Source organism: Kutzneria viridogrisea DSM 43870 (assembly GCF_000525635.1).
Classification (GTDB): Bacteria; Actinomycetota; Actinomycetes; order Mycobacteriales; family Pseudonocardiaceae; genus Kutzneria; species Kutzneria viridogrisea.
Genome location: NZ_CP007155.1, coordinates 4,253,491 through 4,265,275, shown reverse-complemented (window position 1 = coordinate 4,265,275; position 11,785 = coordinate 4,253,491). Strand labels below are relative to the sequence as shown.

11 protein-coding genes and 1 pseudogene are annotated in these 11,785 nt (G+C 71.0%); 6 read left to right on the top strand and 6 right to left on the bottom strand.

Annotated features, from left to right (window positions below; genetic code table 11):
- The first annotated feature begins 5 nt into the window (after positions 1-5).
- The 5 genes and pseudogenes from KALB_RS18990 to KALB_RS18975 all read left to right on the top strand — a co-directional run bounded on the left by KALB_RS18990 (position 6) and on the right by KALB_RS18975 (position 4,839).
- On the top strand, positions 6-1,187 hold the full coding sequence (locus KALB_RS18990; protein ID WP_025357301.1) for a glycoside hydrolase family 64 protein: 1,182 nt from the start codon (positions 6-8) through the stop codon (positions 1,185-1,187).
- 21 nt (positions 1,188-1,208) lie between these two features.
- On the top strand, positions 1,209-1,925 hold the full coding sequence (locus tag KALB_RS18985) for a phosphoribosylanthranilate isomerase (RefSeq protein ID WP_338033864.1): 717 nt from the start codon (positions 1,209-1,211) through the stop codon (positions 1,923-1,925).
- A 41-nt stretch (positions 1,926-1,966) separates the two neighbouring features.
- Positions 1,967-2,281, top strand: a pseudogene (locus KALB_RS50200) (eCIS core domain-containing protein); the annotation flags it as partial.
- A gap of 256 nt (positions 2,282-2,537) precedes the next feature.
- The gene (locus KALB_RS49240) at positions 2,538-3,272 is read left to right on the top strand and encodes a C97 family peptidase (protein WP_236650286.1); all 735 of its coding nucleotides are present in this window, start codon (positions 2,538-2,540) and stop codon (positions 3,270-3,272) included.
- A 169-nt stretch (positions 3,273-3,441) separates the two neighbouring features.
- Entirely contained in the window at positions 3,442-4,839 is a 1,398-nt protein-coding gene (locus KALB_RS18975; RefSeq protein ID WP_025357298.1) for an alpha/beta fold hydrolase, read from the top strand.
- 161 nt (positions 4,840-5,000) lie between these two features.
- Here KALB_RS18975 and KALB_RS18970 read toward each other — a convergent pair whose 3' ends face one another.
- The 6 genes from KALB_RS18970 to KALB_RS18945 form a co-directional block, all read right to left on the bottom strand.
- The gene (locus KALB_RS18970) at positions 5,001-5,363 is read right to left on the bottom strand and encodes a hypothetical protein (protein ID WP_025357297.1); all 363 of its coding nucleotides are present in this window, start codon (positions 5,361-5,363) and stop codon (positions 5,001-5,003) included.
- Positions 5,364-5,427: 64 nt separating this feature from the next.
- Entirely contained in the window at positions 5,428-6,198 is a 771-nt protein-coding gene (gene atpB / locus KALB_RS18965; RefSeq protein ID WP_025357296.1) for a F0F1 ATP synthase subunit A, read from the bottom strand.
- An 11-nt stretch (positions 6,199-6,209) separates the two neighbouring features.
- Positions 6,210-7,490 (bottom strand): APC family permease, encoded by a 1,281-nt coding sequence (locus KALB_RS18960; RefSeq protein WP_025357295.1) that lies wholly within the window; start codon positions 7,488-7,490, stop codon positions 6,210-6,212.
- An 11-nt stretch (positions 7,491-7,501) separates the two neighbouring features.
- Positions 7,502-9,130, bottom strand: coding sequence for a M4 family metallopeptidase (locus KALB_RS18955; RefSeq protein ID WP_025357294.1), 1,629 nt, complete (start codon positions 9,128-9,130; stop codon positions 7,502-7,504).
- A gap of 91 nt (positions 9,131-9,221) precedes the next feature.
- Positions 9,222-10,490: a glycosyltransferase gene (locus KALB_RS18950; protein ID WP_025357293.1), complete on the bottom strand. Its 1,269-nt coding sequence runs from the start codon at positions 10,488-10,490 to the stop codon at positions 9,222-9,224.
- On the bottom strand, positions 10,487-11,122 hold the full coding sequence (locus KALB_RS18945; protein WP_025357292.1) for a TetR/AcrR family transcriptional regulator: 636 nt from the start codon (positions 11,120-11,122) through the stop codon (positions 10,487-10,489). The genes KALB_RS18950 and KALB_RS18945 overlap by 4 nt, the downstream gene beginning before the upstream one ends.
- 54 nt (positions 11,123-11,176) lie before the next feature.
- Here KALB_RS18945 and KALB_RS18940 point away from each other — a divergent pair, with 54 nt between their 5' ends.
- Complete coding sequence (locus tag KALB_RS18940; RefSeq protein ID WP_025357291.1) at positions 11,177-11,716, top strand: DinB family protein; 540 nt, start codon at positions 11,177-11,179, stop codon at positions 11,714-11,716.
- Positions 11,717-11,785: the final 69 nt, after the last annotated feature.

Genomic DNA, 11,785 nt, shown 5'->3' with positions numbered 1-11,785 from the left:
AGCACGTGTCAGCTCTGCGGAAAGCACTCACCCTGCTCGCCGTGACAACGGCACTGGCCGCGGGCCTGCCCGCCGCCGCGGACGCCGCCGTACCGGCCACGATCCCGCTCAAGATCACCAACAACTCGGGCCGCTCCGACCCGGTCTACCTCTACGACCTGGGCACCCTGCTGGCCAACGGCCGACAGGGCTGGGCCGATGCCAACGGCACCTTCCACGCCTGGCCCGCGGGCGGCAACCCGCCGACACCGGCGCCGGACGCCTCGATCCCCGGCCCCGCCAACGGCCAGTCGATCACCATCCGGATGCCGAAGTTCTCCGGCCGCCTCTACTTCTCCTACGGGCAGAAGCTGGTCTTCAAGCTGACCACGGGCGGCCTGGTGCAGCCCGCGGTGCAGAACCCCAGTGACCCCAACCGGAACATCCTGTTCAACTGGACCGAGTACACGCTCAACGACGCCGGGCTGTGGATCAACAGCACACAGGTGGACATGTTCTCGGCGCCCTACGCCGTGGGTGTGCAGCCCACCGGCGGGGCCACCCGCACCACTGGTCACCTGAAGCCGGGCGGTTACAACGGTTTCTACTCGGCGCTGCGCGGTCAGCCGGGCGGCTGGGCCAACCTGATCCAGACCCGTTCCGACGGCACGGTGCTGCGCGCGCTCGCGCCGGGGCACGGCATCGAGGCCGGTGCGCTGCCCAGGACGGTCATGGACGACTACGTGAACCGGGTCTGGTCGAAGTACAGCGGCTCAACGCTGACGGTGACGCCCTTCGGCGACCAGCCCAACACCAAGTACTACGGGCGCGTCTCCGGCAACACGATGAACTTCACCAACGGCTCGGGCGCGGTCGTGACCTCGTTCCAGAAGCCCGACGCCGACAGCATCTTCGGCTGCTACAAGCTGTTGGACGCGCCGAACGACCTGGTGCGCGGCCCGATCTCCCGCACGCTCTGCGCGGGCTACAACCGGGGCACACTGCTGGTCAACCCCAACCAGCCGGACAGCAACCCCGGCGGTTTCTACAAGGACGCGGTGACCAACCACTACGCCCGCAAGATCCACGCGCAGATGGCTGACGGCAAGGCGTACGCCTTCGCCTTCGACGACGTGGGCAACTACGAGTCCCTGGTGCACGACGGCAACCCGGCGCAGGCCTTCATCACGCTCGACCCGTTCAGCTGAGAGCCCGGCACCGGCGATGTCATGAAGGTGCCGTTCAGGACGTCAGACGTCCTGAACGGCACCTTCATGACCGTCCGCCCCGACCCGTTCGCGCGGGCCGGGGCGCGCCTGCTTGCTAGGGTCGGCGCCATGTTCGTCAAGGTGTGCGGCCTGCGGACCGAGGGGGACGTGGCCACCGCCGTCTCCGCCGGTGCCGACGCGGTCGGCTTCGTGTTCGCCCGCAGTCCACGACAGGTGGACCCCGACCTGGCCCGCGAGCTCGTGGCCGGGGTCCCGTCCCAGGTGCTGACCGTCGGGGTCTTCGCCGGGGTCGAGGCCGCCGAGGCCGCTCGCATCGCGCTGGACACCGGGATCGGGGCGGTGCAACTGCACGGGGACTACCCGCCGGAGGCGTTCGCCGAGCTGGCCGGGTTGCCGGTGCGGCTCGTGCGCGCGACCACGCTCACCGCCGACACCGACGTGCGGACCGGGGCCTACGGCGAGGACCTGCTGCTGCTCGACTCCCCCGTCGCCGGCTCGGGCGAGCGCTGGGACCTCACCACGCTGGACCAGGCACGGCCGCGGGGGCAGTGGCTGCTCGCGGGCGGCCTGAACCCCGACAACGTGGCCGGGGCGATCGCCGCCGCCCAACCGTGGGGCGTGGACGTGTCCAGCGGGGTGGAGTCCAGCCGGGGCGTGAAGGACCACGGGCTGATCCGCGAGTTCGTGGCCGCGGCCCGGGGCGCAACGGTCCGGTGACAGCACCTCCCTGATGCTGGTGCTCCGGGAGGTGCTGTGCGATGACGCCAGGTCGAGCGGGTGGGATGGCCCGTACCGGGGCACCTGAGGAGCGGGCGGAGCACGTGCGCCACAGCACGTCCTCCAGCGGCACGCCGCTGCCCGAACCGATCAGGGGCCCGATGGAACGTGCCTTCGGCGCCGACTTCTCCGGGGTCCGCCTGCACACCGGGCCCGCAGCCGACGCCGCCGCACGCGAGATCGGCGCACTGGCGTTCACCTCTGGACGCGACATCGTCCTCCGCTCGGGCGCGCTCCAGCTGGGCACCCCGGCAGGCACCAGGCTGATCGCCCACGAACTCACCCATGTCCTGCAACAGGGTCGCGGCAGCGGCCAGGGTGGTTCGCGGGTCAGCCACCCGGACGACCCGTCGGAGCGCGAGGCAGCGGCCACCGCCGAGCACGTGCTCGCGGGCGAGACCGCCCAGCCGGTGCGGGAATCGGCGGGCGCCGGGCTCGTGCAGCGCGCTGGGGAGGACCTGTGCGGTGGCCCACGCACCTGTGCCTCGACCACGTGCGCCGACCCCGATCCCGGGCACGGGGGCGACGGCCACCTCGTGGACCCTGCGGGTGATGATCGACATCGAGGCACCCTCAGCGGAGGAGGTCACCGTGAGCACGATCGGCCACACCTACGTCGAATTCAGCGACTCCACCGGCCGCCGCTTCACCTACGGCTTCTACCCCGACGGTTCCAGCATGCCCGATCCGATGTTCCGCCCGCGGGTCAACGGCTGCGTCGTGCACCCGGACACGGCACACGAGCGGTGCACGGACTACCGCGAGAGCTTCGCGCTGACCAAGGAGGAGTTCGAGGCAGCACTCGCCCTCGCCCAACTCCACTGCACGGCTCGGCCCAAGTACGACCTGCGCACCTTCAACTGCACGACCTTCGCGCGCCTCATCGCCGAGAAGGCAGGCAAGAGCCTGCCACCGATGCGCGGCAAGGTCGGCGGCTCCACCGGCATAGTCGCGGACAACCCCAACACGCTGTACGAGGGCCTGAGCAGGCGTGACACCGGCCCCACCTACCGCCTGGACTCGGACACCGAGCTCCGCACCACGATCGCCGCGACTCCCGCCCCCGAACTCGGCAGGATGCCGACCTCGGAGAGGATCAGGGTGGTCAACCGCCTGCTGGACGGCTGGGTCTCCGAGGGCGACATGTGGGCCATCGAGCAGGTCTGCGCGAGCATCACCGGCCAAGCCGAGATGAAGGCACTGCGCGAGGCCGTGGGCGGTCGTGAGTCCGCACTGTGGAACGACGGTCACAAGCGCCGGTTCCACCTGGCGGTCAACCGGCTCTGAACACGGCGAGCGGGGTCCACGGCGTCCTGGGCCAGCACGAGCCGGTCCCCCACGCGGCGGCGACCATGGGCCTGGGGTAGGGCCAAGGTCAACCCAGGGTCTGATGACGGCTTACGCCCGCCCGGCAGATGATCAGCGCCGCCGCCAAGACGTTCGATTGGGGAGATCGATGAGACGGGTTCTGACGTTCGCGCTGGCCACAGCGGTGACCGCGACCGTGGCCGCTGCCGTACCAGCGCAGGCCGCATCGCTGACCTGGCAGGCCTGCGGGAACTCCGGCGCCGAGTGCGCCTCGCTGAAGGTCCCGCTGGACTGGGCCCACCCCTCCGGGCCGCAGATCACCCTGGCGGCCAGCCGGGTCCGGGCCGCCGACCCGCAACACCGGATCGGCACACTGTTCGTGAACTTCGGCGGGCCGGGCGGTCCCGCGATGCCGATCGTGCGCGACGGGGCGGCGATGGTCTTCCCGCAGCAGTTGCGGGACCGGTTCGACATCGTGGGCATCGACCCGCGCGGGGTCGGGGACAGCACGCCCACGATCGCTTGCGAGCTGCCCACCTCGGACCCGCGGGTCAGCCGCTTCCCGAGCAGCCGCGCGGAGTACGACCGGCTCGTGGCGTACAACCGCGAGGTCGGCGAGGGCTGTCGGCGCGCGACCGGCCCGCTGATCGACCACGTGGACACGATCAGCGCGGCGCGGGACTTCGAGGCGGCACGCATCGCGCTGGGCGAGAGCAAGGTGAGCTGGCTCGGCCTGTCCTACGGCACGCTGCTGGGCGCCACCTACGCGCAGTTCTACCCGAACCGCGTGCGCTCGGCCGTGCTCGACGGGGCGGTGGACCACACCATCGGCTCGTGGCGGTTGGCCAGTGACGAGGCCAAGTCCGCGGAGGGCGTGTTCGCCAAGTTCGCCGACTGGTGCCGCACCACCGACAGCTGTGCCATGCACGGCCGCGACCTCACCGGCGAGTACCGTGCCCTGCTCAACCGCGCCAGCCACAAGCCCGTGCCCGCACAGGGTTTCCCAGCGGGCGCCAACGCGGAGCAGATCGGCTTCGTGACCTACTCGACCCTGGCGACGCCGCCCGCGCGGTGGGCCGAACTGGCCCAAGGCATCAGCGATGCGGTGGCGGCCACGCCCAACGCGGCCTTCTTCGCCGGGCCCTCTGCCAGCGAGGCCGCCTACCGGGTCATCGGCTGCCACGACTTCCCCAGTGACGTCAGGGGTTACGCCGATCTCGCCGCGCGGATCCGCGAGGTGAACCGGATCGCGCCGAACATCGGTGGCTACACGGAGGGCTGGGACGTGCAGGCGGGCTGCCTGGGCTGGCCGGTCCCGCCCGCGAACCCGTGGGCGAGCACGCCCGTGCGCGGCGCGAGCAACGTGCTCGTGGTCACCGGCTCGAACGACCCCTCGACGCCTCGCCCGTGGGCGCTCGGGCTGGTGAGCCAGATCCAGGGCGCGAAACTGCTGGAGTGGAACGGTGTCGGGCACACCGGTTACTTCAACGACGGCCCCACCAAGCAGCGCGAGGTCGACCACCTGCTCACCAGCCTGGGGCGGTGACCAGGACCGATCGTTGAACACGGCGAACCGCGTGCTGGGCAGGCGCTTCGCCGTGTTCAGCCACCCGGCCCCGGCCGACCCTCAGGTCACGAGCCTGGTGGACGGTCTGGTCGGCGGCCGGGTGGTGCGGCTGGACCACGCTGTCCACAACGGACTGTCGGTCAGGCCTTGCGCACCAGCAGGAACGGGATCGCCATGCCCGCGGCGATCGAGGCGATGAACACGCCGAGCCCGACCCAGAAGCTGCCGAACGGGATCAGCAGGCCGCCCACCAGGAACAGGAAACCCAGGTGCGCGCCGTACATGACGCGCATCAGGTCGAAGGAGTCCAATTCGGCGTACTGCCCCCTGCTCCCGCGCAGCGCGAAGGTCAGTGCGAGCACCGCCACCACGTAGCCCACGATGGCGGCGAGGAAGTACAGCCAGGGCACGTCCCATCGCCGGACGAACGCGATGCCCACCGCGGCGAGCACCAGCGCGACACCCAGGACACCGTGCCAGTTCACGCGGACCTTCTCGTTCATGGGCGTGCTCCTCCAGGACGAAGTCAGCCATCCCTTCGGAACCGGGCAGTACCCCGTTACAGGGTCAGTGGCCCTCGGCCAGCGCGGCGCCGATGTAGTGCGCGGTCAGCATCGTGAAGACGTAGGCCTGCAACACCTGGATGAGCAGTTCCAGGAAGCTCAGGCCGACGGCGAGCAGGAAGGCCACCGGCGAGAGCAGTTTCAGCCCGATGACCGACTGCTCCAGGAAGTAGACCCCGCCGGTGACGAAGACCAGCAGCATGATGTGCCCGGCGAACATGGTCGCGAACAGCCGCAGCGCCAGGGTGATCGGCCGCAGGATGAAGGTGGACAGCACCTCGAACGGGGCGTAGATGAGCCACACCAGCTTGGGCACGCTGGGCGGGAACAGGGTCTTGCCGAAGTAGTGCAACACCCCGTGCCGCCGGATGCCGACCGCGATGAACAGCACGTACACCAGCCCGGCCAAACCCGCCGGGAACGCGATGTGCGCCATCGTCGGCAACTGGAAGAACGGCAGGAATCCGAACAGGTTGTTCACCAGGATGAAGGTGAACATGGTCAGCAGCAGCGGCAGGTAGCGCAGCATGTCGGCCTTCGCGATCTGCTCCCGGCCGATGCCGTTGCGGACGAATTCGTAGAGGAATTCCGCGCCGAACTGCACCCGGCTCGGCACGAATTTCAGCCGGCCGGACACGAGAACCGAGACCACGCCGATGAGCAGCACCGCGAGCAGGATCTGGAGCACGGGCTTGGTCAGCCCCGGAAGCATTTCCGGGTACAGGAAGCTCTGCGGCCCCGGTGTGTCGAACTGTGCGTCGGCGCGTGCGAACACGGCAATTCCCCCTACGTCACCCGGCTTGCGGTCAGCCGATAAACGACTGCTCCCAGTCCGAGAACCGCGGAACCGGCCAGCACGGAACCGATTGGCAGGGCACCGGCGAGCAGTACGCAGCCGAGAATACCGAGCACGGGCACACAACGCGAAAGCCAAACCTCACGTGGCGTGAGGTTCAGTGCGGAGGCGTTGGCGATGGCGTAGTAGGCCAGCACGCCGAACGAGGAGAAGCCGATCGCGGCGCGCAGGTCCACCGTGGCGGCGAGCAGGGCGGCGACCGCGCCGACGGCCAACTCCGCGCGGTGCGGCACACCGGTCCGCGGGTGCACGACGGCGAGGACCCGGGGCAGGTGCCGGTCGCGTGCCATGGCGAAGGTGGTGCGCGAGACGCCGAGCAACAGCGCGAGCAGCGAACCCAGTGCGGCGATCGCGGCGCCCACGCGGACGACCGGGGCCAGCGCGGGCACACCGGCCGCCCGCACGGCCTCGGCGAGCGGATCGACGGCCGAGGCCAGGCGCTGCGGCCCGAGCACCAGCAGCACCGAGATCGCCACGGCCACGTAGACGACCAGCGTGCAGCCCAAGGCGATCGGCACCGCGCGTGGGATGGTGCGGCGCGGGTCGCGGACCTCCTCGCCGAGTGTGGCGATGCGGGCGTACCCGGCGAAGGCGAAGAACAACAGCCCGGCGGCGCGCAGCACGCCCAGCGGGTCGGTCCCACCGCCCAGCAGGGGGCTCGCAGTCCCTGCGGACAGGCAGGCGACGACCACCGCCGCGAGCACCGCGAGCACCAGCGCGACGATCACCTTGGTGAGCCAGGCGGCCTTCTGCACACCGGCACAGCTCACCGCGGTCAGCACGAGCACCGCGGCCACCGCGACCAGGTGCGCCTGTTCGGGCCACAGGTAGGCGCCGACGGTGAGGGCCATCGCCGCGCAGGACGCGGTCTTGCCGACCACGAAGCCCCACCCGGCGAGGTAGCCCCAGAACGGGCCGAGCCGTTCCCGGCCGTAGACGTAGGTGCCGCCCGAGGACGGGTAGCGCGCCGCGAGCCGCGCGGAGGAGGTGGCGTTGCACCAGGCCACCAGCGCGGCCAGCGCCAGGCCGAGCAGCAGCCCGGACCCGGCTTCCGCCGCCGCGGGGGCCAGCGCGGCGAAGACCCCGGCGCCGATCATCGCGCCGAGTCCGATCACCACGGCGTCACCGACGCCCAGCTCGCGCCGCAACCGCACCGGTCTTCCTCCGCTGAACACGTGGATGGGGCGGCCACCGGTCGGTGGCCGCCCCATCCTCCCGCCTGCTAGGCGTTCTGCAACAGCTGGGTGGCCTTCACCGCGTTGGCCACCTGGGTGCAGTCGGCGGTCGTGGTGCCCGCGACCCCGGTCCTGGCGTTGGTGGTGCACGCCGTGTTCAGCGCGTTGCCCAGGTCCTTGAACGTGGCCGAGGAGCGCAGCAGGTTCTCCACCTTCCACCACAGCGCGATCGACTTGTTCTCGCCGAGGCCCCGGACGGTCTGCCCGTTGAAGGTGTCCCCGTCGGTGATCAGGTAGTCCACCTTGCCGACCACTCCGGCGTTGATGTGCTCGTCACCGTCCGGGCCGACCCAGTACTTGCCGTTGACCCGGTCCGGGCCGGGGCCCTCACCGGAGTTGGCCGGGTTCTTCATGTCCCGGACCTGGCCGATCGAGGAGCCCACGCCGAGCAGCCAGCGGTTGGCCCCGGTCGCGTTGGGGTCGTTGGCCTTGATGGCGATGAACTTGCCGAACACGTCGGACATGCCCTCGTTGATGGCCTGCGCGTAGCCGCCCTTGAGCCCGTTGACGTGCTGGGTGACGCCGTGGGTCAGCTCGTGGCCGGTGATGTCCAGCGTGGTCACGCCCTCACCGAAGGCCATCTGCTCGCCGTCCCAGAAGGCGTTGGCCCACGGGCACTGCGTGTGCCGCAGGCCGTCGTTGCCGGTGCTGATCTCGCACATGCGCACGGTGCCGCGCAGCGCCTTGCCCCGGCCGTCGTTGTAGTTCGCGCCGATGTTGGCCGTCAGGTCGTAGCCGGTGTAGGTGCTGTAGAACGACTGCGCCGAGCCGAAGTAGTCGTACACCTTGTTGACGTCGGCGGTCGCGGCGGCGGCCTGGCCCTCGGCCCTGCTGACGCCGAACGCCTGCCCGGTGCCGCAGCGGATGTCGGCCAGCGTGGCCGTGTCCAGGTCCACGATCTTGCGCTTGGCGTCGCACACCACGCGGTTGGTCGCGTGCCGCGCCTCGCCCCAGACGGTCAGCACCTGGTTCGTCTCGGCCCGCACCACCACGGTCCACTTGTCCTCGGGGTCCGCGCCGTGCACCGGCACGAAGTAGGCCGGGACCGCGGTGGCGCTGGTGCCGTCGGTGCCCAGGCTCGCGTCGTACCAGTAGTTCTCGGCAGCGTCCGCGCGCAGGGCCTTGGCGGTGCTGTCCTTCTTGGCCACGGCGTCCACGGCGGCCTTGCCCGCCTTGGCCTTCGCGGCCGTGCTGTCGGCGGGGAAGCCGCCCTCGCTGCGCTGGCTGGTCTTGCCGACGGCGGCGAGCAGGGCGCCCGAACCGTCGAGGTCCTGCACGATCTGCGCGCCGAAGACCGGCACGCCGCCGATCCGCTGTTGCAGCTTGGCGATGCTGCCGCCGGGCAGCTGCCGCACCTCGGACAGCACCAGTTCGCCGACCGGCAGGCCGAACTGCCTGGCCAGCCGCGCGGTGTGCGACTGGGCGGCACCGGCCGTGCTCGCGCCCTGTGGGGCGGCGACCGGGGTGGTCGGCTCGACGGCGATGACGCGGCCCGAGCCGTCGGTGCTGAGCTGGTCGGTCTGCGCGGATGCCGTTGCGGCACCGCCGATCCCGCCCGCGATCAGCGAGGAGGCTGCCAACGCGGCCGCGATCGCGGCCGTTCTCCTGGAGGACATTCGGTGGAACCTTCCGCAGGGAGGTCAACTGACGTGACCCGTGCGGGAATCCTCCGTAAACACCGACAACTGTCAAAGAGCAGAAAGTCGGTCACACACCCCCCGAACGGCGGGTTGCGGACACAGGGCACGTACCCATTGCGGCGTCAACGACCTCCGCCACCCGCCCCGCGCCGTCCTCCTGGGCGATCCGCCGCGCGATGGTCTCGGCACGGCGGCGGTGCGCGGGCGCGCCAACGGCCTGGGCCAGTGCGGCACCGAGCCGGTCGGCGCGCAGACCTCGCAGCGGCAGCGCCGCGGGCGCCACGCCCAGTTCCACGAGTCGGCGCGCCCAGAACGGTTGGTCGTGCGCGAGCGGAACGGGTACCGCGGGCACACCGGCTCGCAGTCCGGCGGCGGTGGTTCCCGCGCCCGCGTGGTGCACCACGGCCGACACGTGGGGCAGCAACCACTCGTGCGGCACGTGGTCCACTGTGCACACGTTCTCGCCGGACGCCGCCAGCTCTGCCCAACCGCGGTGCACGATCGCGCGGAATCCCGTGCTGCGCAGGGTTTCCCGCACGACCTGGCCGAGCCGTTCGCCGCGGCCCACGCCCATGCTGCCGAATCCGATGTAGACCGGGGGCGGGCCCGCCGCGAGGAAGTCGACCAGTTCCGGCGAGGGCCGCCAGTCGGCCGGGGTCGGTGGCCACCAGTAGCCGACGACCTCCATGCCGCGCGGCCAGTCCGGTGGGCGGGGCACCACCGTGGGGCTGACCCCGTGCAGCACCGTCCACCGCGCCGTCGTTGTCCGCGCGCGCCGGGAGAGGCCCAGTTCGGCGCGCAGGTCGCGCACGACCCCGCCGAACAACGCCTGCCCCAGCAGCCCGAACGCCGTGGCACTGGCCTTGTTCGCCCACGGACCGAGGTCGCGCCCGCCCAACGGTGACGGTGGCAGGTACCGGGTCGGCGCCGAGGTCTGCAACGGCACGGCGAGGAACCGGCTGCCCTGGGCCTCGGCGATCTGCGCGCCGAACAGCAGCGTGGACAACGAGCACATGATCACGTCCGCGGTGGAGCAGGCGGCGATCATCTCCGGGATCTGCGCGCGCAGGACGTCCACGCCGATGCGCATGACCGAGGCGGTGCCGCGCGGACCCGAGGTGTTGGCCGCCTGGCCGCGTTTCGTGGCGGCGACAGCGCGTGGATCCTGCTGCGACAACGGGTGGAAGTCCAAGCCAGCACTGGTGATCAGCGGCCCGAACCGGTCCGCCGCGGCGATGCCGACCTCGTGCCCGGCCGCGCGCAGGCGTGCCCCGAGTCCGGCGTAGGGGGCGACATCACCGTGGCTGCCGCTGGTCATGATGAGGATGCGGGTCATGTCGGCCTCCTCGTGGCCAGGTCGAAGGTGGTGACCAGTTCGGCGGCGAAGGCGCGCACGTCGAAACCGGGGTCGCGGGCCAGGCAGCTGCCCGCGCTGTCGATGGCGCTGCGCACCGCGATGCCCATGGCCGCCGGTTCGAACTCGCGGAACTCCCCGCTGCGCAGGCCTTCCTGGAAGATCGGGAGCAGGTCCAGCGCGGCCAGTCCGTGTGGCAGCGGCATCGCCTGCTCGGCCAGCTGGTCCAGGCGCAGGCCCTCCGGGGTGCGGTAGCTGCTGCCGAGCTCCACCAACGCCAGGGCGTCCAACCGGTGCGCGGCGGTGAACTCCAGGTTGGCGCTGATGTAGGCGCGCAGCTTGCCCGATGCGGAGTGCTCGCGGCTGACGGCCGCGCCGATGGCCGCCGCGCCGCGCTCGTAGACGTCCCAGATCAGCGCGCGGATCAGCGAGTCCTTGTCGGTGAAGTGGTACAGGATCACGCCCTTGCTGACGCCGATCTGCCGGGCGATCCGCGCCAGCGAGGTCTTCGCGTACCCCAGTTCGGCGATCACCTCGGCGGTGGCTCGCAGGATCTGGGCCCGCCGCGCCGCCTCCAGGAACGTCTGACCGTCTGGTTCAGTGTCTGACCGCACGGTCAGAGCATGAACCATGCGGTCAGGAGGCGTCAACACCTACACTCACCGCCCATGACCGACCTGGACGAGCACGGTCGCCCGCACCCGCCCTCAGCCGGCGACGAGACCGCGACCCTGCTGGGCTTCCTGGAGATGCAGCGCGCGACCCTGGCGTGGAAGTGCGGTGGCCTGGACGCGGCCGGGCTGCGGGCGAGCCTCACGCCGACGTCGATGACCCTCGGCGGCATGCTCAAGCACATGTCCTACGTGGAGGACCACTGGTTCTCCCACTGGCTGTACGGCCAGGACCCGCAGCCCCCATGGGATTCGGTGGACTGGAAGGCCGACCGCGACTGGGACTGGAACTCCGCCGCCGAGGACACGCCCGAGCAGCTCCACGCCCTCTGGCAGGGCACCGTGGCCCGCTCGCGCACCCTGGTCGAGCAGGCGCTGGCCAACGGCGGCCTGGACCAGTTGGCCCGGCGCTCCAGCCCCGACGGGCAATCCCCCAGCCTGCGCTGGATCCTGTTCCACATGATCGAGGAGTACGCGCGGCACGTCGGCCACGCCGATCTGCTGCGCGAATCGGTGGACGGGCTCACCGGGGAGTAGCCCGGTGGGGCCCGGACAGCCTGCCCGGCCGGGTAGCTTTTGACCTCACCGGGCAGGTTGTACGGTTCC

Bases quoted from the DNA above. Each gene is read 5' to 3' on its own strand.
- KALB_RS18985 (WP_338033864.1), top strand. From the start codon at position 1,209: ATGAAGGTGCCGTTCAGGACGTCAGACGTCCTGAACGGCACCTTCATG.
- KALB_RS49240 (WP_236650286.1), top strand. From the start codon at position 2,538: ATGATCGACATCGAGGCACCCTCAGCGGAGGAGGTCACCGTGAGCACG.
- KALB_RS18975 (WP_025357298.1), top strand. From the start codon at position 3,442: ATGAGACGGGTTCTGACGTTCGCGCTGGCCACAGCGGTGACCGCGACC.
- KALB_RS18970 (WP_025357297.1), bottom strand. From the start codon at position 5,363: ATGAACGAGAAGGTCCGCGTGAACTGGCACGGTGTCCTGGGTGTCGCG.
- KALB_RS18960 (WP_025357295.1), bottom strand. From the start codon at position 7,490: ATGGGGCGGCCACCGACCGGTGGCCGCCCCATCCACGTGTTCAGCGGA.
- KALB_RS18955 (WP_025357294.1), bottom strand. From the start codon at position 9,130: ATGTCCTCCAGGAGAACGGCCGCGATCGCGGCCGCGTTGGCAGCCTCC.
- KALB_RS18950 (WP_025357293.1), bottom strand. From the start codon at position 10,490: ATGACCCGCATCCTCATCATGACCAGCGGCAGCCACGGTGATGTCGCC.
- KALB_RS18940 (WP_025357291.1), top strand. From the start codon at position 11,177: ATGACCGACCTGGACGAGCACGGTCGCCCGCACCCGCCCTCAGCCGGC.